Here is a 19,890-nt window from a genome sequence, read left to right on the forward strand (position 1 = left end):
GTTAAGCGGGGCGAAAAACGGCGAAAAAGTGAGACTTCCGTTCACGGAACGTTACAGTCTGTAACATTTGTGATTACAAAGCTGTCGATGTTTTTGTGAAGCCAGCTAAGTGACGGCGGAAGAAATCCTTAAGAATCAGTCAGAAAGCGGAATCGTTTTCTGTGTTGCAACCAAGGTGCCGCCGATCACAAAAAGTGGGGAAAAAAAATTTTCGCAAAATCGATTCAACTTGCCTCATTCAGGCAGATTTTGTGATTCCATGCCCTATGAATTAAGAAATAATTACCGTGAAGTGGCACTAGGACGGAAATTCCGACTTTTACGGGTGGGAAAATTATCCTCTCCAGCACTCTTCCGACCACAGCTGTGCGATCGACATCCGGTAGTCAGGAAACCGCAACCGGAAGCCGGCCGCCTTGATTTTTTCGTTCGAGACGCGTTTGTTGGCCCCGTAAAAAGAGCGAGCCATGGGCGTCATGTCGGCGGTCTCGAAGTCCTGTTCGGGGGGCGGCGCGACCCCCATCAGGCGGGCTGCTTCTGCGATGACATCCTGGGGCGGTGCCGGCTCGTCATCGGTGATATTATAGATCCCGCCGATCGCTTGGCCGCCGAGAAAGAGAGTGGCGCCGCCAATGTCTTCCACGCGGATGCGGTTGAAAACCTGATCCTTCTTGATGATGCGCCTTGCCTTACCCTGCGCGAGGTTGACGAAGGCATTGCGTCCCGGCCCGTATATGCCGGACAGGCGCAGAACCGCGACCGGCACATCTGCCGTCTTGCCTTCCGCCTCCCAGGCCTGCTCCGTGTCCACCCTTTCGATGGACCGGCCCTGGATGGGGCTGCCGGGCGTCTCCTCCGTCACCCAATCGCCACCGTGGTCGCCATAGACGCCGACAGTGGAAAGATAGCCGATCCATTCGAGCTTGGGGCAGAGCGCAGGCAGGCAGCCGGACAGGAGCGGCAATAGGGGATCGCCATCGCGGCCCGGAGGAATGGACTGGACGAGATGGGTCACCTCCAGCAATTCCGCTAGCAGCTCTTCGCTGAAGGGGCTGCCATCGAAGATGAAGGCTTTGATGTCCTGGGCAACGAGGTCGAGCGCCTTTTGCGGCGACCTGACCGTGCCGGAAACATGGGCACCCTCAGCCTGGAAGGCTTTGGCAATGGCGCTGCCGGAATAGCCGCACCCGAAAATCATCACATTCATCATGCCGCCCCTGCCATTCGCCATTCTTCCTGCACGTCCGCATCGTCTTCCGCTGGCCGAGTTTCGGCAAAGCGCTTGAATTCTTCGGGCAGCATCAGCCGATTCAAGGCCCAGACCGCCATGCCGCGCACCACCGGCGAAGCATCGCCGGCCAGATGAAGGCACGGCGCGATCAGCCGCGCCTCGCCGGAATTGCCGGCAGCGATGAGGACGTTGCGGACAAACCTGTCTCGGCCGATGCGCTTGACGGGCGAGCCGCTGAAAAAGCTGCGAAAAGCAGCGTCGTCCAGCGTCAGCAGGAGGTCGATGGAAGGCTCCAGAAGATCCTCACGCGCCTTGAGCTTCATCTCGGACGCGCTGGCGGCAAACTTGTTCCACGGACAGGCCGCCAGACAATCGTCGCAGCCATAGATCCGGTTGCCGATCAGCGGGCGGATCGCCGGGTCGATCGCGCCCTTGTGCTCGATGGTCAGGTAGGAGATGCAGCGGCGCGCATCCAGCCGGTAGGGTGCCGGGAAGGCCGCGGTCGGACAGGCGTCCAGACAGGCACGGCAGGAGCCGCAATGATCGGCCTCGCGGCCGTCTTCGATGAGGTCCGCGGTGGTGAAAAGGCTGCCGAGAAACAGCCAGGACCCATGGGTGCGGCTGACGAGATTGGTGTGCTTGCCCTGCCAGCCGAGGCCCGCCGCTTCCGCCAGCGGCTTCTCCATCACCGGCGCCGTATCGACGAAAACCTTGACGTCCTCACCGGCGCGCGCCGCAAAACGGGTGGCGATTTCCTTCAGCCTGCCCTTGATGACGTCGTGATAGTCGCGGTTGCGGGCATAGACCGAGATGGCCGCCTTGTCCGGCTTGTCCAGGATAGGGCGAGGGTCCTCGTCCGGCCCATAGTTGAGGCCGAACATGACGATCGAGCGGACGTCCGCCCAGAGCGCCATTGGAGCGCTGCGGCGCGCTTGAGTCTCCGCCATCCAAGCCATGGTGCCGTGATGGCCGTCCTGCAGAAAGGTCGCAAGCCGTTCCGGCGCCTGGGGAATGCTCTGTGGCCCGGTAATCCGGCAGAGGTCGAACCCTTGGGCGGCTGCTTCTTCGCGGATGAAGGCCGTCAGCTTCTGCCGCCGGCGAAGCGTCTTGTCTTCATCGCGAGGTGCCGCGTCAGAAGTCGAGATCCGCATAATGGGACACCGGAGTAAGGCCGCGAATGCGCTCGGAAAGCAGCGGCCGGAAAGAGGGGCGGGATTTGAGCCGCTGATACCAGTCCTTGGCGACAGGCGTTTCAGACCAGTCGATCTCGCCCATATAGTCGAGCACGGACACGGAAGCCGCTGCGGCAAGATCCGCATAGCTGAGCCGGTCGCCAGCAAGCCAGGGACGCGATCCCGCAAGCCATGTCAGATATTTCATATGCTGGCGGATATTGGCGCGCGACGTGCGCAGGACTTTCGAGTCTGGAGCGCCGCCGCCCTGTGCCGTTGTCATCTGCAGCTTGTAGACCCGCTCCCGCGTCAGCGGCCGGGTCACGTCCTGCTCCATCTTCTGAAGGAACCATTCGCACAGGCGGCGGATCTCCGCACGCTGCCATGGGTCCTCGGCCAGCAACCGGCGGTCGCGCTTCAGCACCCCATGCGTCTCGTCCAGAAATTCCATCAGGACCGCAGGCCCGCACAGGACGCGCATATTGTCGTCCACATAGACGGGCAGGGTCGCAGCCGGGTTGAGCGTGAGGAACTCGCGGCGCTTCTCCCAGGGCTGCTCTTCCACAAGTTCGCTGTGGAAACCGTATTCCGCCAGGATGAGGCGGACGAAGCGTGACGCGGAAGACATGGGATGATGATAAAGTGTGGGCATTATGTTTCGGTCCGCCTGCTGGCGTCTGTGCGATATGGAACCTGCATCGAACTCCCTACCAACCGGGATTTAAGAAAGATATAGGATTGCAGTATCGCTTCAATCGCAAATCAAGATCTGGAGTCTCGCCTAAGCCCCCGCCAATCATGGATTTTTCATGACCCTTTGCCGGTTTTGAACCGTTTTCTTGCCTTGAACGCGGATTAAGCCGGCACTGCTGCTTTGTTCAACCCATTTTCTGCGCCGTTGCAGATCGGAGAGTATGTATGGAATATGTGAATGCGGTCCTTCTGGGTATCATCGAGGGAGTAACCGAATTCCTGCCCATTTCCAGTACGGGTCACCTCATCATTGCCGAACAATGGCTGGGGCGACGCTCGGACATGTTCAACATCGTGATTCAGGCCGGCGCGATCCTTGCCGTCACGATCATCTACTGGAACCGTCTGCTGAGCCTGGTGCTCGGCTGGCGCGATCCGAAGAACCGCCGCTATGCCGCAAAACTGATCGTCGCCTTCCTCATCACGGCCGTGCTCGGGCTGATCGTCAAGAAACTGGGCTTCCAGCTGCCGGAAAGCGCGGCCCCGGTCGCCTGGGCTCTCATCATCGGCGGCATCTGGATGATCTTTGCCGAATGGGCAGCGGCCAAGCGACCGCCCTATACGTCCATCACCTGGTATGTGGCGATCCTTGTCGGCATCGCGCAGGTCGTGGCGGGCGTTTTTCCCGGCCTGTCGCGTTCGGGCACCACGATCTTCATCGCCATGCTGGCCGGTACGGGCAGCCGCGTGGCGGCAACCGAATTCGCCTTCCTGGTCGGCATCCCGACCATGTATGCGGCAAGCGGCTACGAGCTGATGAAGACCATCAAGGACGGCAGCGCCGCCAACGAGAATTGGGTGTCTCTGGGGATCGCCTTCGCCGTCTCGACGGTCGTGGCCTTTGTCGCCGTGAAATGGCTCCTGTCCTACATCCAGAGCAACCGCTTCACGGCCTTCGCCGTCTACCGTATCATTATCGGCGTCGTGCTGTTGGGGCTCGTTGCGTCGGGCTATCTCCCACAGCAGGGCGAGGATGCGAACGCAGCGCCAGTGGCAACCGAGATGCGCCCGGCGCTTGCCAAATAGCTAAAACGGGTCGCGGTCTTTAAGCTGCGCTCTGTGCGACATGCTGTAGCTGGTCAAGGACATGAAAAAGGCGGCCCGGGAGCCGCCTTTTTTTTGTTGATCAGTTCCTGATCGAGGCCGTGCTGCAGGGATCGACGCCGTAAGCCGGAGCGCAATCGAGCTTGCCTGCGGCATCCGTTCTAGGCGCCATAAAGGAGCCCGCAAGGATCACCAGCGCCGCGCACGCAAAGAAAAGGGCGATAGGCTTGCCCATGAAAACTGGCCTTTCAAATAGGGATGTCTGTGTCACAGCCGAAGTTCGGTTTCGCGCATTGGTTTATGGGCCGCGCTTGGTGAATTCAATAAAGCTTTTTGCTAAACTGCCGGTTAACGCAAGGCTATCAACAACTGCGTCCTTTGTGCCACAGAGCCACAGGGCCTGTTCCCAAAACGCAAAACGCGCCAGCCTTTCGAAGAGCTGACGCGCCGAAGAAACCTCAGGTTGAGCAGATCAGGCTGCCTTGCCGCTGTTGGTGAACTGGCCCTGTGGCCGGTAGCGAACCAGGTAGGAAGCGAGCACCGATGCCGGCAATGTCGGCGTGATGCCGAGGCCCGGCAGTGTGCGGCCTTCCTTGATCGCCGCGTCCGACACGACATTGTCGCGCTTCAGCAGTTCCACCTGATCCGCCGTGATCGGCGGCTGGATCAACGGCACCAGCGACGCGATGCTGCCGATCATGGAGGCGATGCCGAACGGCAGTGAAACCAGCGGACGTTCGCGATTGGTCACACGCAGCACGGTTTCCATGCAGTCACGCAGGGTCATGATTTCGCTGCCGCCGAGTTCATAAATCTGGCCTGGAGGAAGCGTGCCGTCTACCGAACGGCCGACCACCGCCGCGACGTCTTCGACGTAAACGGGCTGCAGCCGCGTCTTGCCGCCGCCGATCAGCGGCAGGGCGGGGAAGGTGCGCGCCATATCGGCGAACTTGTTGAAGAAGCTGTCCTCCGGCCCGAAAATCACCGACGGGCGCAGGATGACCGCGTCCGGCATGACCGAAAGAATCGCGGCCTCTGCACGGCCCTTGGAACGGGCATAGCTGGATGCAGAATCGACGTCTGCGCCTATCGCCGAAATATGGGTAAGCCTGGCGCCGGCGGCACGGGCCGCTTCGGCTACTGCGCGAGCGCCGAAATCCTGCACGGCATCATAGGTATTGCGGCCGGACTCGAAGAGAATACCGACGCAGTTGATCACATGCGAAGCGCCCTGAACGGCATGCTCGATCGACTTCCGGTAGCGCAGATTGGCCTGTATCAGCGAGATCTGGCCGATATAGGCGGTCGTCTGCAGAAATCCGGCCAGATCAGGACGGCGGACGGCTACCCGGACGCGGTAGCCGTGACGCAGCAGCGTGCGCACGACATGCCGTCCCACGAAGCCCGATCCCCCGAACACGGTGACGAGAGGCGGAAGGTTGTTGACGGTCATGGCAGGCCCCGAAGGTTCATGGGAAGAGTGTTGTCGTGTTTACCCGAATCGTGTGGCGGGTGGAAGGGTTCCACTGCCGCATCGTTTCCGGTTTTGTTATCAGGCGCCTTCGACCACGACCATCTCCGCATCCGCCACTTCCTGTCGGATTGCGGCAGCGATCTGGTATTCGGGCGAGTTGTAGCAATCGACGGCAGCCTGTACCGAGGGGAACTCGATCACCACATTGCGGCTGCGCGCCTTGCCCTCGAGTTCGGTGAATGCCCCGCCGCGCGCCAGAAAATTGGCGCCATATTTCTCGAAGGCGGGTTTTGCAGCAGCCACGTAATCCTTGTAGCGTTCAGGATCACGAATATCGACGCGTGCGATCCAGTATCCCTTGGCCATGACGTCTTCTCCTCAAGGCAGTTTGAATGACGTGGACTTCAGATAAATCCGGAGGCAAGTCAATATGAGGCCATATGTAGCCGTCGTCGCTTCGATGCTGCTCGTTGCTCTCTTCGACGCGCGGCTGGCGGATGCGGCGCCATGTCACCCGCAGATCTACCAGCAACTGCGCCAGCAATCTTCACCCGGAGCGTCGCAGGTCGAGATAGCCTGCGACCTAGCCCTTGATCCCGGCGAGACGATTACAGCATCGATTGTTCTGTCCGGTAGTGCCGCGTCCGACACAGTGGTCGATTGCCGCGGCGCAGTGCTGGCGAAACCGTCGCGCAACGCTCCGACCGTCTTGATCCGTTCCGTCGAAAGGCCCGATGGGAGCTGGGATGTGCCGGTCGGAGTGGGCATCCGGAATTGCACGATCAAGGGCGATCTCAACATCCGCGGCCTGGGTCGCAACGGAGAGGCGGAAAAGGTGCGGCTCTCCTCCCTCAGCGAAGGGCATACCGCCCGCGCTCAGGCTGCGGCACCACGCAACGTAACCTTGTCCAACATAACCTTCGAAGGGGAGGCCGACATTCCGCTCTATGCGGCTCCCGGCGTCACGGGCATGACTGTCGAGAACTCCCGTTTTACGGGCCGCACCGTATCGACTGTCATCTATCTGGACGCGGAGTCGGCGCGCAACCGCATCATCGGGAACGTTTTCGATATCCACGCCACCAGGCGCGAGCTGATTGCAGTCGATGGTTCGGCCGACAACCGCATAGAGGGCAACCGCTTCGACAACCCGCTGACCGGCGGTATTTTCCTCTATCGCAATTGCGGCGAGGGCGGCACGATCCGTCACCAGTCGCCCCAGCGCAATGTGATCGCGGACAATGTCTTCCACTATTCCGCCTTTTGGGCAGCGCGTCCGGCAATCTGGCTGGGCAGCCGCCAGGGCTCGCGGTTCTATTGTCTGTTCCGCTCGGGCATTCCGCTCGGCAGCAGCCTCAGTCCCTATGATTTTGCACAGTACAATACCGTCACAGGCAATCGCATGGTGGGCGCGACAGACCACCTCATCCTCGACAGTGACGAGCACAATACTGTCCGGGATAATTTCTAGAGCGCGGCCTGCATTTCAGCGAGAATCGCTTCGGCCGCCGCTTTCGGATCGGGCGCCTTGACGATCGGTCGCGCGACGACGAGGTGGCTGGCGCCCGCGCGGATGGCGTCGGCCGGCGTCATCACCCTCTTCTGGTCGCCGGCGTCCGCTCCGGCCGGGCGAATGCCTGGCGTCACGACGGCCATGTCGGGGCCGACGATCTTGCGCACCGCAGCGGCTTCTTCGGCCGAACAGACGATGCCGCCCATGCCGGCGAGGTGCGCCTGTTCGGCACGGCGCAGGACGAGCGTATGCGGATCGTATTCATAGCCAGCCTCGGTGAGGTCGGTCTCGTCCATGGAGGTCAGCACAGTGACGGCCAGAAGGCAGAGGTCGGAGCCCTTGGCCGCAGTGACGGCGGCCCGCATCGCCTTGGGATAGGCATGCAGCGTCAGCATGGACACGCCCATCTTGGCGATGTTCTCCACGCCATTGGCGACCGTGTTGTCGATGTCGAGCAGCTTCATGTCGAGAAAGATATCGACACCGTCGCGCACCAGGTCTCTTGCAAGCTCAAGCCCGCCGGCAAAGGCAAGCTGATAGCCGATCTTGTAGAAGGAAACGGTGTCGCCGAGCGTTGCGATCATGGCTTCAGCCTCGGCCACGGTCGGAAGATCGAGGCCAACGATCAGGCGGTCACGCGGTGTCATCGGCTTAAACTCCCTTCCAGTGTTCGATGGGCGTCCAGTCGCATGAGACGCCATGATCCGCAAGCGAGAAGCAGAAGAGATTGCCGCCGCCACCCGGCTGGTCTTCCGTTCTGGAAATTGAGCGGCCGAGCAGGTGGCACTTCAGGAGTGTGCCGACGCCGCCATGTCCCACGAAGGCGATCGGCAGAGCGGCATCGTGATCGGCGAGAACCTTGAAGACTGACGCTACGATGCGCGACTGAGCGTCCACGGCCCGCTCCCAACCTTGATAGCTCTCGGTCGGGTGGGCAAAGAACCAATCGGCTGCTTCCTCGAAGGCGAGCGGCGGCAGGAAGCCGGTCGCGGACCGGTCGTTCTCGTGCATGTGCTCGGCGACTTCGACTGGAATGCCAGACGCGGCAGCCAGAATATCTGCCGTCTCGATCGCCTTCGTTTCGTCGCTGGAAACGATTCGTCCGAGCCTTTTCGCCCAAGGCGATTGCGCCGCCAGTTCTGCCTTTGAGCGACCCATGGCCGAAAGGCCCCATTGCGGAACAGGCACCTGCGGATCGATCTGCACCTGCGGGTGGGTGATGTAGAGGCCGAAGCTCATCTCGTATCCTACACAGGACGCCGGTCATGAAAGGCGGCCGGTGGCCGCCTTTGGAGTCGGCTATACGCGCATCGGCATGAGGACGTAAAGCGCACCCTCATTGGCCGTGTCTCGCACCAGCGTCGGCGAGCCCGCATCGGCCAGCATGAAGACGGCGTCCTCGCCCGAAAGCTGTGCCGTGATGTCGAGAAGATACTTGGCGTTGAAGCCGATCTCCATCGGATCATGGTCGTAGCCGACGGCAACCTCTTCGGTGGCGCTGCCGGAATCCGGGTTGTTGACCGTCAGCGTCAGCTGGCCTTCGGAAAGAGACAGCTTCACGGCCCGGCCACGCTCGGAGGAAATGGTGGAGACGCGATCGACCGCCTTGGTGAAGCTCTGGCAATCGACGCGCATTTCCTTGTCGTTGCCGGTCGGGATCACGCGCTGGTAATCCGGGAAGGTGCCGTCGATCAGCTTGGAGGTCATGACGATGCCGCCGATCGACAGGCGGATCTTTGCGTCGGACAGCTCCACCGTCACCACGGCTTCCGCGTCGTCCACCAGCTTCTGCAACTCGCCGACTGTCTTGCGTGGTACGATGATGCCCGGCATGCCCTCCGAACCGGAAGGGGCTTTGACATCGGCACGCGCCAGGCGATGGCCGTCCGTCGCCACTGCCCGCAGCTTCAGGTCGCCGTCCGCCTCGATCGTGTGGAAGAAGATGCCGTTGAGGTAATAGCGGGTTTCCTCGGTGGAGATCGCAAACTGGGTGCGATCGATCAGCATCTTCAGATCGGTCGCCTTCAGCTTGAAGGTGTGGCTGAAGCTGCCGGCGGTGAGATCCGGAAAGTCGGCTTCCGGCAGGCATTGCAACGAGAACTTGGAGCGGCCGGACTGCACCGTCATCGAGCCGCCGTCGGGATTGGTAGCGAGCAGCACTTCCGAACCGTCGGGCAGTTTGCGAACGATTTCGTAAAGCAGATGTGCCGGCACCGTTGTAGCGCCCGCCTGCTCCACCATGGCCGGCAGGCCCTCGGTGATTTCGAGGTCCAGGTCGGTCGCCTTCAGATCGAGATTATTGCCCGATGCGCGCAGGAGCACGTTGGACAGGATCGGGATCGTGTTGCGCCGCTCTACCACGCGATGGACGTGGTTCAGCGACTTCAGGAGGTTGGACCGCTCAAGAGTAATACGCATTGGACGCTATCGCTTTCGACCCTGGCAGACCGGGCGGGCCGGTTGCCTGATATTCTGTGGCTTGAGACAAGCCAAATGACATGGACGGGCAAAATGGCAGAATTCGCCGTGCAAAAGCAAGAGGCGAACAGGGCCTGCACCACGCAATCCACTGCCGGCAGGGGCAATCATGGAAATGGCGGATGCGCTTTGCTTGCTCAATGGCATCGCCTCGACCATAAGGGAGCATGACAGAAGAACCGAAGAGCCCGCGCGGTTATCGCCTCGCCAATGTTTTCGTGCCGGCGCGCCCCATCGAGCCCGCGCTCTATCTCGTCGCGACCCCGATCGGCAATCTTCAGGACATCACGCTGCGGGCGCTCGAAACCCTGGGCGGCGCGGACGTGCTGGCCTGTGAGGACACCCGCGTCACCCGCGTTCTGCTCGACCGCTACGGCATCGTCAACCGGCCCTATGCCTACCACGAGCACAATGCGAACGAGGCGGGACCCAAGCTGATTGCGGCGCTGGACGAGGGGCGCTCCGTTGCGCTCGTCTCGGATGCCGGAACGCCGCTCGTTTCCGATCCCGGCTACCGGCTGGGGCAGATGGCGATCGAGGCGGGGCATCGCGTCGTGCCCATTCCCGGCGCTTCTGCTCCGCTTGCTGGCCTGGTCGGCTCGGGCCTGCCGTCGGACACGTTCCTGTTTGCTGGCTTCCTGCCCGTCAAGGAAAAGGGACGGCGTGACCGCCTGGCCGAACTTTCCAAAGTCCCCGCGACCCTGATCTTCTTCGAATCGCCGCACCGTATCGGCGCATCGCTTGCCTCTGCGGTGGCGGTGCTGGGGGGAGGCCGGCAGGCCTGCGTTGCCCGGGAGCTTACCAAGACGTTCGAGGAGTTCCGCCGCGGCACGCTGGAGGAACTGGCGGAGTATTACGGCGACGACCGCGTGGTGAAGGGCGAGGTGGTTCTGCTGCTTGCGCCGCCGGATCTGGACGATGTCCCCGGCGCAGTGGAGGTGGATGTGCTGCTGCGGGAGCTTGCCGCGACCATGCCGACCGCAAAGGCCGCGGCGGAAGCTGCGCGGCTGACTGGCCTTTCCCGCAAGGATCTCTACCAGCGGCTGCTTGGCCTGAAAGGGTCCGATGGGCAGGAGGCATAGGTCCGCCGCCGAGGGTCGATCTGCCAGCCGCAGGAAAGCGGAACGGCGTGGCCATCTGTCGGAATATGTGGCCGCTCTCTATCTACTGCTGAAGGGCTATCGGATTCTGGCCATCCGCCACCGCACCAGGCTTGGCGAAGTGGATATCGTCGCGCGCAAGGGCAATGTCCTGGCTTTCGTCGAGGTCAAGGCGCGCCGCAGCGAACAGGCAGGCATCGATGCCGTCGGCTTTGACAGCCAGCGGCGCATACGGGCCGCAAGCGATCTTTGGCTAGCCAGGCATGGAAACCTTGCGACGCTCTCCCAGCGCTACGATGTCATCGTGGTTGTGCCGCGCCGATGGCCGCGCCATTTTCCAGATGCCTTCTGACGGGGACTGGCTGTCATTTTTGACGATCGGTAAAATTCTCCAAATAGAGAGAACATTACGCTTACCGATTGCAGCTAACAGTTCTTCGAACCTAGGCAGCTTCGGGGGAACAATGAGCTGGCATCTTCTTGCGACCATGGTTTCGGCCGTGGCTGTTCGTTACAATACGGATGAATTCAAGCGGCCGCGGACGCCTTCCTTCATCGCGGATTCAGCAAATGCGCTGGAGATGCAGCCCGGACCCATCGAGCCAAGCTGGGTGATCGACGGAAATCCGCAGGCCCGCAGTGCGTTTCACTCCAGGGCGGAAGACGAGTCCGGCCTGACATCCGTCTGGGATTGCACGGCCGGCAGCTTCCGCTGGTTCTTCGGCTGGGACGAGACCGTCATGATCCTCGAAGGGGAAGTGCTCGTGAAGGCCGAGGACGGCACGCAGCGCCTGCTGCGAGCCGGTGACATCGCCTATTTCAAGGGCGGCAGCTGGGCTACCTGGCATGTGGAAACCTATGTCAGGAAAATCGCCTTCCTGCGCCGGCCCGCTCCGGCCCCGCTTGCGGTTCTCTACCGGCTGCGCAACCGTCTGCGCCGAAGCCGTCCTGTGGGTCTCGCGGGCTGACGCCCGACGCTTCCGATCGCCGGGCCGACAGGGCGCTTCCATTTAACTGCGAAGCGCACTAGATCTGGCGAGCTTATTTCGAGGGATGGAAGCCATGGCACGAATCCGCAGGGTCGCATTTCAGATGGACCATATTTCCGGCATCGGCATTGCCGGAGACTCTACCTTTGCCATGGCGCTGGAAGCGCAGTCGCGAGGCTACGAACTCTTCCATTACACGCCCGACCGGCTGACCATGCGCGACGGCAAGGTCTTCGCCGCCGTGGAATCGCTGCAGGTGCGCGACATCAAGGGCGACCACTTTTCCCTTGGCCAGAAGGAGCGCGTCGATCTGTCGACTATGGATGTGGTGCATCTGCGCCAGGATCCGCCCTTCGACATGGGATATATCACCTCGACTCATCTTCTGGAGCGCATCCATCCGAACACGCTGGTGGTGAACGATCCCGCCTGGGTGCGAAATTCGCCCGAAAAGATCTTCGTGACCGAGTTCGCCGACCTGATGCCGGCCACGCTGATTTCGCGCGACCCCCAGGAAATCGCCAGCTTCCGCGAGGAACTGGGCGACATCATCCTGAAGCCGCTCTACGGCAATGGCGGCGCCGGAGTCTTCCATTCGGCCCGCGACGACCGCAACTTCACCTCGCTCCTGGAAATGTTCGGCCAGATGTATCGCGGCGAGCCCTACATCGCCCAGGCCTATCTGCCGGCGGTCCGAAAGGGTGACAAGCGCATCCTGCTGGTGGACGGAGAGCCCGTCGGCGCCATCAACCGTGTGCCGGCCGAAACCGACAGCCGCTCCAACATGCATGTCGGCGGCCGGGCCGAGGCGACGGACATCACGCCGCGCGAAAAGGAAATCTGCGCCCGCATCGGGCCGGCACTGCGCGAACGCGGCTTCCTCTTTGTCGGCATCGACGTGATCGGCGACTACATGACCGAGATCAACGTCACCTCGCCGACCGGCATCCGCGAAGTAAAGAAGTTCGGCGGCGCCGATGTCGCGAGCCTTCTCTGGGACGCCATCGAGGCAAAGCGCGGCTGAACCTGCCACGGGGGTGTAAAATCACCTGCCTTGAAATGTTCTTGTTTCATTCCGTTTTCCGTGCCAGATTGCCCTCCAAGGCACGGAAGCGCGGATGCTGCCGTTCCGGACATGATGTTTGGGGTCGGGGTTCGGTATGGTTGCGCGCGTCAGCACGGTTGCGTTTCAGGGAATCGAGGGCGTTCCGGTCGATGTTCAGGTCATGATTGGACCGGGCAAGATCAACATGCATATCGTTGGCCTGCCGGACAAGGCGGTGGCAGAGAGCCGCGAGCGGGTGCAGGCGGCCCTGCATGCCTCCGGCCTTGCCATGCCGCCCAAGAAAGTCACCATCAACCTCGCGCCGGCCGATCTTCCCAAGGAAGGGTCGCATTTCGATCTTCCGATTGCGCTGGGGCTGATGGCAGCGCTCGGCGCCATTCCCGCGGATGCGCTAACCGACTACGTCGTGCTGGGGGAACTCAATCTCGACGGCACGCTTGCGCCGGTCGCCGGTGCGCTTCCGGCAGCCATCGGCGCCAATGCCCTCGGCAAGGGGATCATATGCCCCGCCGACAGCGGGCCGGAGGCCGCATGGGCGGGCTCCGGTCTCGACATTATCGCGCCGCGCAGCCTGATTGCGCTTGCCAATCATTTCCGCGGCACGCAGGTGATCTCGCGCCCGCAGCCGGCAATTCGCGCAGCGCCGGGAGATCTGCCGGACCTTGCCGACATCAAGGGGCAGGAAAGTGCCAAGCGGGCGTTGGAGGTTGCTGCCGCAGGCGGTCATAATCTCTTGATGGTCGGTCCGCCGGGCTCCGGAAAATCCATGCTGGCGGCGCGGCTTCCTTCCATCCTGCCGCCGCTCGGACCCGCCGAACTACTGGAAGTCTCCATGATCCATTCGATTGCCGGCCAGTTGTCAGGCGGCAAGCTTTCCGACAGGCGGCCTTATCGGGCGCCGCACCATTCCGCGACCATGGCGGCACTTGTCGGCGGGGGCCTGAGGGCAAAGCCCGGCGAGGCATCGCTTGCCCATCACGGCGTGCTCTTCCTGGACGAGTTTCCGGAGTTTTCGCCCCAGGTGCTCGACGCGCTGCGGCAGCCGCTGGAGAGCGGCGAATGTGTGATTGCCCGCGCCAATCACCGCGTCTCCTATCCGGCAGTCATCCAGCTCGTAGCAGCCATGAACCCCTGCCGTTGCGGTATGGCGGGCGAGCCCGGCCATACCTGCGCCCGTGGGCCGCGCTGCGCTGCCGATTATCAGGCGCGCATTTCCGGGCCGTTGATGGACCGTATCGATATCCGCATAGACGTGCCGGCGGTCTCCGCCATGGATCTCATCCGTCCGGCACCGGCAGAAAGAAGCGCCGACATTGCCAAGCGTGTCGCGGCGGCACGCGAACGGCAGCGCGAGCGCTTCGAGGGCGCCGGCATGGGCACGACGGTGACGAATGCCCGCTGCTCCACCGCGCTGATTGAAAAGATTGCCGACCCGGACCCGGGCGGGCTCCAGTTGCTGCGCGATGCGGCGGAAAAGCTGAAATTCTCCGCACGCGGCTACCACCGTGTCCTCAAGGTCGCCCGCACCCTCGCTGATCTGGACGGCAAGGACAGGGTCAGCCGGATCCATCTGGCTGAGGCGATTTCTTATCGCATGGCCGGTGAGCGCCTGGCACCGGCAACAGCCTGAGGTGGGGATGAAAAGCCGCCACACGATCAGGATCGGCCACAACAGCGTGGAATGGCATGGACCATTCTTCGACCATATGCGCGATTGTTTTGGACCAATCGATTTCCTTCGCTGGAGGGATAGCGGCAACTGGACCGAAAACTATACGGTTCTGGCACTGGTCGAAGGCAAGGCTATTGTCTCCACTGTCGGGATGACCCGCATGAAGGTCTTGGTTAGTGGAGGAGAACCGCGCCCAGCTCTCCAGTTCGGCGCCGTGGCGACGGCATACGACTATCGCGGCTTCGGCGCGGCCCGCCAGCTATTGGAATATGCCTTGCAGGAGGCTGATGGCCTCTCCTTGCCTGTGATCTTGTTTGCCAATCAAGATGTCATTGGCTTCTACCCGCGATTCGGGTTTGTTCAGGTTTCGTCGCATAGCATTTATGTCAGACACAGAGTGGTGCCCATCAACCTGCACTCCCGCCGCCTCAACCCAGACGATACCGGCGATCGAGATAAGATCATCAAGGCTGCGCAGGCGGCTCGGCCACACCAAGGCGGTCTTTCCGCATCGCCAGATGGATCAACGATTATATGGCACCTGTTCAACTCGGGAATCATTGCCCACGAGCTCCCAGAAGGGGCGGGCGTTGTCTGCACCGAGGAGAAGGAGAACAGCCTTTTCGTTGCCGAGTGGCTGACGGAACGGGATGATCTGGATCTGGATCTTCTGGCCCTGACGACCGATCGATCATTTGACAGGATCGAGTTGGGCTTCATTCCGCGAGGCGACCGGTTCCAAAGCCAACTAGATCTTGCTGCCGATCCGCAAGCCCATCTGTTCGTGCGTCACCTCGAACAACCGGATGAGGTAACGCACTTCCCAGATTTGGTGGTCACCTGAGGCTATAAATTTACGACCGGCCATTGGCATGAGCAGACGAGTAGAGAGTGGTGGATAGCGCCAATTCTGCTCACCTCCCGCTCAGCCGCCAAGTCCTTCGAAAAGCGCGGTCGAGAGATAGCGCTCGGCGAAGGAGGGGATGATGACGACGAGGTTCTTGCCGGCATTTTCCTCGCGGCTGCCGATTTCGATGGCCGCCGTCAGCGCCGCGCCGGATGAAATGCCCACCGGAACGCCTTCAAGGCGGGCGACCAGCCGTGCCATTTCGATCGCTTCGGCGCTGCTGACGGTGACGATTTCGTCATAGATATGCGTGTCGAGGATCTTCGGGGCAAAGCCGGCGCCAATACCCTGGATCTTGTGTGGGCCGGGCTGGCCGCCCGAAAGCACCGGTGACTCCTCCGGCTCGACCGCGATCACCTTTAGGTTGGGGTTGCGGCTCTTCAGCACTTGGCCGGCGCCGGTGATCGTGCCGCCCGTGCCGATGCCGGAGACGAAGATATCGATCTTGCCTTCGGTGTCGTTCCAGATTTCTTCGGCCGTCGTCTGACGGTGGATTTCGGGATTGGCCGGGTTCTCGAACTGCTGCGGGATGATCGCATCCGGCAATGAGGCGGCCAGCTCTTCCGCCTTGGCGATTGCGCCCTTCATGCCCTTGGGGCCTTCCGTCAGCACCAGTTCGGCGCCCAGCAGCGCCAGCATCTTGCGCCGCTCGATCGACATGGTTTCCGGCATGGTGAGGATGAGCTTGTAACCCTTGGCGGCAGCCGCGAAGGCCAGTGCAATCCCCGTATTGCCGGAGGTGGGCTCCACCAGCGTCGTCTTGCCGGGGGTGATCTTGCCCTGCGCTTCCAGGCTTTCGATCATGGCAACGCCGATGCGGTCCTTCACTGAAGCGATCGGGTTGAAGAATTCCAGCTTGGCCAAGAGGTTTGCCTTCACGCCCTTTGCGGAGGCGAGCTTGTCCAGCCGCACGATGGGCGTATCGCCAATGGTTTCGGTGATCGAGGAATAGATACGGCCGCGGCCGGGCTTTGTCGACATGTGGGTCCCTCATGAAAGTCTCGTGAGGGAAAGATAGGCCGAAAGCAGCGTCGATGCCAGCCCGCCGGCGGCGACCTTCCGCCACGCCGCAGGCTTGGACAAGGGACCGTGTGATCGTTCAAGAACTTTCCTGAAAAGCAGCGCACTTATTGAAAAGAATGGCCGGCGCGGCACCTTAAGACAAGACCGCGGCCGCGGTCATCATTTGGATCATCGAGAGGTTTGGCCAATGTCTGATTCTGACGCCAAGAAGCGCAAAACTGCCGCACTCAATACCCCATCCGGCCTCGGCGCCAATGCTGTCACCGATATCGCCGCCGCGCTGACCACGCTGCTGGCCGACGTGTTCTCCCTCTACATGAAGACCAAGAATTTTCATTGGCACATGTCCGGACCGCATTTCCGCGATTACCACCTGCTGCTCGACGAACACGGCGACCAGATCTTCGCAATGACCGACGACCTGGCCGAGCGCGCCCGCAAAATCGGCGGCACCACGCTGCGTTCGCTTGGCCACGCCTCCCGCCTGTCGCGTCTTGAGGACAATGACGCGGATTTCGTAACGCCGGACGACATGATTGCGGAACTGCGCGAGGACAATAAGCAGCTGCTCGGCTTCATGCGCGAAACACATAGCCTCTGCGACGAGCATAACGACGTTGCGACAGCGAGCCTTCTCGAAAACTGGATCGACGAAACGGAACGCCGGACCTGGTTCCTGTTCGAAATCAGCCGCCGCGAACTCTAGAAACGCTCAAAATGACGACGGCTCGACGGGCCGTCGTCACACTCCGGTGGAACCGAAGCCGCCGGTGCCGCGTGTCGTCTGAGTGGTGGTCTCCACTTCCGCGACCTGCATCCGTGTGACGGGCGCAAGCACCATCTGCGCGATCCGCATGCCGCGGGTCACGGTGAAATCTTCGTCGCCCAGGTTGATCAGCAGCACTTTGACCTCGCCCCGGTAATCGCAGTCAATTGTGCCGGGCGTGTTGAGACAGGTTATTCCGTGTTTGAAGGCAAGGCCGGAACGCGGCCTGATCTGCGCTTCGAAGCCTTGCGGGATTTCGAAGACGAAACCTGTGGGTATGAGAGCGCGTTTGCCCGGCGCCAGCACCAGCGGCGCATCCTCGTTCACCGCCGCCCGCAGGTCCATGCCCGCTGCACCCGCCGTCTCATAGGCGGGCAGTTCGAGACCTTCTGCGTGCGGCAGCCGGATCAGGTTGAGCTTGGGGCCGATGACGTCGTTCATGGGATACTCCTGCAAACCGCGTCAATTGCATATTGGGCGTCGAGTCGCTAGATACGCGGCAACTCGAAGGATCTTTGTCCATGCCGGAAACCATAGCCGAGGCGGTCTCCCGCCGTCGCACCTTTGCCATTATCGCCCACCCGGATGCGGGCAAGACCACGCTCACCGAAAAGCTGCTGCTGTTCGGCGGCGCGATCCAGCTTGCCGGTGAGGTCAAGGCCAAGAAGGACCGTATCCAGACCCGGTCCGACTGGATGAAGATCGAGCGCGAACGCGGCATTTCCGTTGTCACCTCGGTCATGACATTCGAATTCGACGGCAATGTCTTCAACATTCTAGACACGCCGGGTCACGAGGATTTCGCCGACGATACCTACCGCACGCTGACGGCGGTGGATGCGGCGGTCATGGTCATCGACGGGGCGAAGGGCATCGAGCCACGCACGCTGAAACTGTTCGAAGTTTGCCGCATGCGGGATATCCCGATCATCACCTTCGTCAACAAGATGGACCGCGAAGCCCGCGACACGTTCGAGATCCTGGACGAGGTAGAAGAGAAGCTGGCGCTGGATACGGCGCCCATTACCTGGCCGGTCGGCCGCTCGAAGAGCTTCTGCGGTTCCTATAACCTTGCCAACAACACCTTCCGCGGCAGCGACACCCAGGTGGAGGCGACGCCGGTCAACGGTCCGCAGAGCATCGCGCATCACCTGCCGGAAAACGAGCGCGACACCTTTATCGAAGAGCTGGAATTGGCGCGGGAAGCCTGCCGTCCCTTTGACCGCCAATCCTTTCTGGAAGGTCATATGACGCCGGTCTTCTTCGGCTCGGCGCTGCGTAATTTCGGCGTGCGCGACCTTATCAATGCTCTCGGCGATTTTGCGCCGCCGCCGCGCGACCAGGTGGCGAATATCCGCACCGTCCACGCCGCCGAAGACAAGATGACCGCCTTCGTCTTCAAGATCCAGGCGAACATGGACCCGAACCACCGGGACCGCATCGCCTTTGCGCGCATCTGCTCCGGCAAGCTGGAACGCGGCATGAAGGCCAAGCTCGCCCGCACCGGCAAGCTGATGGGCCTGACCGCCCCGCAATTCTTCTTCGCCTCGCAGCGCCAGCTTGCGGATACGGCCTATGCCGGCGACGTGGTCGGCATCCCCAACCACGGCACGCTGCGCATCGGCGATACGCTGACCGAGGGCGAGCCGCTTGTCTTCCAGGGCGTGCCCAACTTTTCACCGGAAATCCTGCGCCGCGTGCGGCTGGAGGATGCGATGAAGGCGAAGAAGCTGAAGGAAGCGCTGCAGCAGATGGCCGAGGAAGGCGTCGTGCAGCTGTTTTCGCCGGAAGACGGCTCGCCGGCCATCGTCGGCGTCGTCGGCGCTCTGCAGCTCGACGTCCTGAAGGAGCGGCTTTCCGGCGAATATACGCTGCCGGTTTCCTTCGAAATGTCGCGCTTTTCGGTCTGCCGATGGATCTCGTCCGACAGCCCGGCCGATCTCGAAAAATTCCTGACCGTCAAGCGGGGCGATATCGCCCGCGACCTCGATGGGGATCCGGTTTTCCTGGCGCAGGACGCGTTCTCGCTGCGCTACGAGTCGGAACGTTATCCCTCGATCAAGATGGTCGCCATCAAGGAATATCACGTCGCTCAGGCGGCGTGATATTCACTCTATAACGAGGTCGGCGCGCCCGCTTGTCAGGTCGAGGACCATCCGCGACACTGCTCCGATCTCCGCTTCCGGCAGTGTGACGATGATATCGGCACCGGTTGTCTGAAATCGTTCCTCGGTAACCGTCAGGCCTTCGATGGATTGCAGCCGGGCTTTGATGCGCGCAAGATCCGAGAATTCAAGACTGACGACACCTTTTACGGAGGGCTTCACCTCCACGAGTTGCGCGCCTTTCAGGCAGAGCGCCGCCGGGCCGCCGTAAGCCCGGACGAGCCCTCCGCTGCCGAGCAATATCCCGCCGAACCAGCGGGTGACGATGACCACGGCCTTGTCCAGCGCCTGGCCGTCCATCGCAGCAAGGATAGGCTTGCCCGCCGTGCCGCTCGGCTCGCCATCATCGGAAAAGCGATAGGCGGTGCCGATCCGCCAGGCCCAGCAATTGTGGTTGGCGTCGGCGTGACGATGCGAGGCGATTGCGGCTTTGACTTCCTCCTCGGTCGCGACGGGAAGAGCGACAGCGACGAACCTGCTCTTCTTGATGACCTGCTCGAATGCAGCCGGCTGCTCTAGCTGAAACATGGCGCAGCA

General features: G+C 61.7%; 20 protein-coding genes and 1 pseudogene. 10 read left to right on the forward strand and 11 right to left on the reverse strand.

The window, feature by feature from the left end; translation table 11 throughout:
* Positions 1-334: 334 nt before the first annotated feature.
* The 3 genes from EPK99_RS13885 to EPK99_RS13895 are packed head-to-tail and all read right to left on the reverse strand — an operon-like array spanning position 335 to position 3,055.
* A complete protein-coding gene (locus EPK99_RS13885; RefSeq protein ID WP_128443679.1) occupies positions 335-1,207 on the reverse strand; it encodes an SDR family oxidoreductase in 873 nt (290 codons plus the stop codon).
* Complete coding sequence (gene queG / locus EPK99_RS13890; RefSeq protein WP_128443680.1) at positions 1,207-2,382, reverse strand: tRNA epoxyqueuosine(34) reductase QueG; 1,176 nt, start codon at positions 2,380-2,382, stop codon at positions 1,207-1,209. Before queG ends, EPK99_RS13885 begins: the two co-directional genes overlap by 1 nt.
* Complete coding sequence (locus tag EPK99_RS13895; RefSeq protein ID WP_128443681.1) at positions 2,363-3,055, reverse strand: glutathione S-transferase family protein; 693 nt, start codon at positions 3,053-3,055, stop codon at positions 2,363-2,365. Before EPK99_RS13895 ends, queG begins: the two co-directional genes overlap by 20 nt.
* Before the next feature lie 266 nt (positions 3,056-3,321).
* Between EPK99_RS13895 and EPK99_RS13900 the strand changes: the two are divergent.
* Positions 3,322-4,113: pseudogene (locus tag EPK99_RS13900) on the forward strand (undecaprenyl-diphosphate phosphatase); the annotation flags it as partial.
* A gap of 559 nt (positions 4,114-4,672) precedes the next feature.
* On the opposite strand, the gene EPK99_RS13905 reads toward EPK99_RS13900, so the two are convergent.
* Together EPK99_RS13905 and EPK99_RS13910 are read right to left on the reverse strand one after the other, a co-directional pair.
* The gene (locus EPK99_RS13905; RefSeq protein WP_128443683.1) at positions 4,673-5,653 is read right to left on the reverse strand and encodes a complex I NDUFA9 subunit family protein; all 981 of its coding nucleotides are present in this window, start codon (positions 5,651-5,653) and stop codon (positions 4,673-4,675) included.
* A gap of 99 nt (positions 5,654-5,752) precedes the next feature.
* Complete coding sequence (locus tag EPK99_RS13910; protein WP_128443684.1) at positions 5,753-6,040, reverse strand: DUF1330 domain-containing protein; 288 nt, start codon at positions 6,038-6,040, stop codon at positions 5,753-5,755.
* Positions 6,041-6,104: 64 nt separating this feature from the next.
* On the opposite strand from EPK99_RS13910, the gene EPK99_RS13915 reads away from it, so the two are divergent.
* Positions 6,105-7,145 (forward strand): right-handed parallel beta-helix repeat-containing protein, encoded by a 1,041-nt coding sequence (locus tag EPK99_RS13915; protein ID WP_128443685.1) that lies wholly within the window; start codon positions 6,105-6,107, stop codon positions 7,143-7,145.
* Here EPK99_RS13915 and pyrF read toward each other — a convergent pair.
* Genes pyrF through dnaN form a run of 3 tightly spaced genes read right to left on the reverse strand, consistent with a single transcriptional unit; the run spans position 7,142 to position 9,605 of the window.
* On the reverse strand, positions 7,142-7,834 hold the full coding sequence (pyrF, locus tag EPK99_RS13920) for an orotidine-5'-phosphate decarboxylase (protein WP_128443686.1): 693 nt from the start codon (positions 7,832-7,834) through the stop codon (positions 7,142-7,144). The genes EPK99_RS13915 and pyrF overlap by 4 nt on opposite strands.
* A 4-nt stretch (positions 7,835-7,838) precedes the next feature.
* A complete protein-coding gene (locus EPK99_RS13925; RefSeq protein ID WP_128443687.1) occupies positions 7,839-8,426 on the reverse strand; it encodes a histidine phosphatase family protein in 588 nt (195 codons plus the stop codon).
* Between the two features lie 60 nt (positions 8,427-8,486).
* The gene (gene dnaN, locus EPK99_RS13930; RefSeq protein WP_128443688.1) at positions 8,487-9,605 is read right to left on the reverse strand and encodes a DNA polymerase III subunit beta; all 1,119 of its coding nucleotides are present in this window, start codon (positions 9,603-9,605) and stop codon (positions 8,487-8,489) included.
* Between the two features lie 227 nt (positions 9,606-9,832).
* Between dnaN and rsmI the strand changes: the two genes are divergently transcribed.
* The 6 genes from rsmI (at position 9,833) to EPK99_RS13960 (ending at position 15,336) form a co-directional block, all read left to right on the forward strand.
* Positions 9,833-10,747, forward strand: coding sequence for a 16S rRNA (cytidine(1402)-2'-O)-methyltransferase (gene rsmI / locus EPK99_RS13935; protein ID WP_128443689.1), 915 nt, complete (start codon positions 9,833-9,835; stop codon positions 10,745-10,747).
* On the forward strand, positions 10,731-11,117 hold the full coding sequence (locus EPK99_RS13940; RefSeq protein WP_128443690.1) for a YraN family protein: 387 nt from the start codon (positions 10,731-10,733) through the stop codon (positions 11,115-11,117). The genes rsmI and EPK99_RS13940 overlap by 17 nt, the downstream gene beginning before the upstream one ends.
* Before the next feature lie 112 nt (positions 11,118-11,229).
* A complete protein-coding gene (locus EPK99_RS13945) occupies positions 11,230-11,733 on the forward strand; it encodes a cupin domain-containing protein (RefSeq protein WP_128443691.1) in 504 nt (167 codons plus the stop codon).
* A gap of 94 nt (positions 11,734-11,827) precedes the next feature.
* Positions 11,828-12,778: a glutathione synthase gene (gene gshB, locus EPK99_RS13950; RefSeq protein WP_128443692.1), complete on the forward strand. Its 951-nt coding sequence runs from the start codon at positions 11,828-11,830 to the stop codon at positions 12,776-12,778.
* Between the two features lie 136 nt (positions 12,779-12,914).
* Positions 12,915-14,450: a YifB family Mg chelatase-like AAA ATPase gene (locus EPK99_RS13955; RefSeq protein ID WP_128443693.1), complete on the forward strand. Its 1,536-nt coding sequence runs from the start codon at positions 12,915-12,917 to the stop codon at positions 14,448-14,450.
* 7 nt (positions 14,451-14,457) lie between these two features.
* A complete protein-coding gene (locus EPK99_RS13960) occupies positions 14,458-15,336 on the forward strand; it encodes a GNAT family N-acetyltransferase (protein ID WP_128443694.1) in 879 nt (292 codons plus the stop codon).
* An 81-nt stretch (positions 15,337-15,417) separates the two neighbouring features.
* On the opposite strand, the gene cysK is transcribed toward EPK99_RS13960, so the two are convergent.
* Positions 15,418-16,380, reverse strand: coding sequence for a cysteine synthase A (gene cysK / locus EPK99_RS13965; protein WP_128443695.1), 963 nt, complete (start codon positions 16,378-16,380; stop codon positions 15,418-15,420).
* Positions 16,381-16,609: 229 nt separating this feature from the next.
* Between cysK and EPK99_RS13970 the strand changes: the two genes are divergently transcribed.
* Positions 16,610-17,128: a Dps family protein gene (locus tag EPK99_RS13970; RefSeq protein WP_128443696.1), complete on the forward strand. Its 519-nt coding sequence runs from the start codon at positions 16,610-16,612 to the stop codon at positions 17,126-17,128.
* Positions 17,129-17,164: 36 nt separating this feature from the next.
* Here the strand turns inward: EPK99_RS13970 and dut are convergent, their stop codons facing one another.
* The gene (gene dut / locus EPK99_RS13975; protein WP_128443697.1) at positions 17,165-17,629 is read right to left on the reverse strand and encodes a dUTP diphosphatase; all 465 of its coding nucleotides are present in this window, start codon (positions 17,627-17,629) and stop codon (positions 17,165-17,167) included.
* An 80-nt stretch (positions 17,630-17,709) separates the two neighbouring features.
* Here dut and EPK99_RS13980 point away from each other — a divergent pair, with 80 nt between their 5' ends.
* On the forward strand, positions 17,710-19,293 hold the full coding sequence (locus EPK99_RS13980) for a peptide chain release factor 3 (protein ID WP_128443698.1): 1,584 nt from the start codon (positions 17,710-17,712) through the stop codon (positions 19,291-19,293).
* A gap of 3 nt (positions 19,294-19,296) precedes the next feature.
* On the opposite strand, the gene EPK99_RS13985 is transcribed toward EPK99_RS13980, so the two are convergent.
* Positions 19,297-19,881, reverse strand: coding sequence for an IMPACT family protein (locus EPK99_RS13985; RefSeq protein WP_128443699.1), 585 nt, complete (start codon positions 19,879-19,881; stop codon positions 19,297-19,299).
* Positions 19,882-19,890 lie beyond the last annotated feature (9 nt).

This window comes from Neorhizobium lilium, assembly GCF_004053875.1.
Taxonomy (GTDB): Bacteria; Pseudomonadota; Alphaproteobacteria; order Rhizobiales; family Rhizobiaceae; genus Neorhizobium; species Neorhizobium lilii.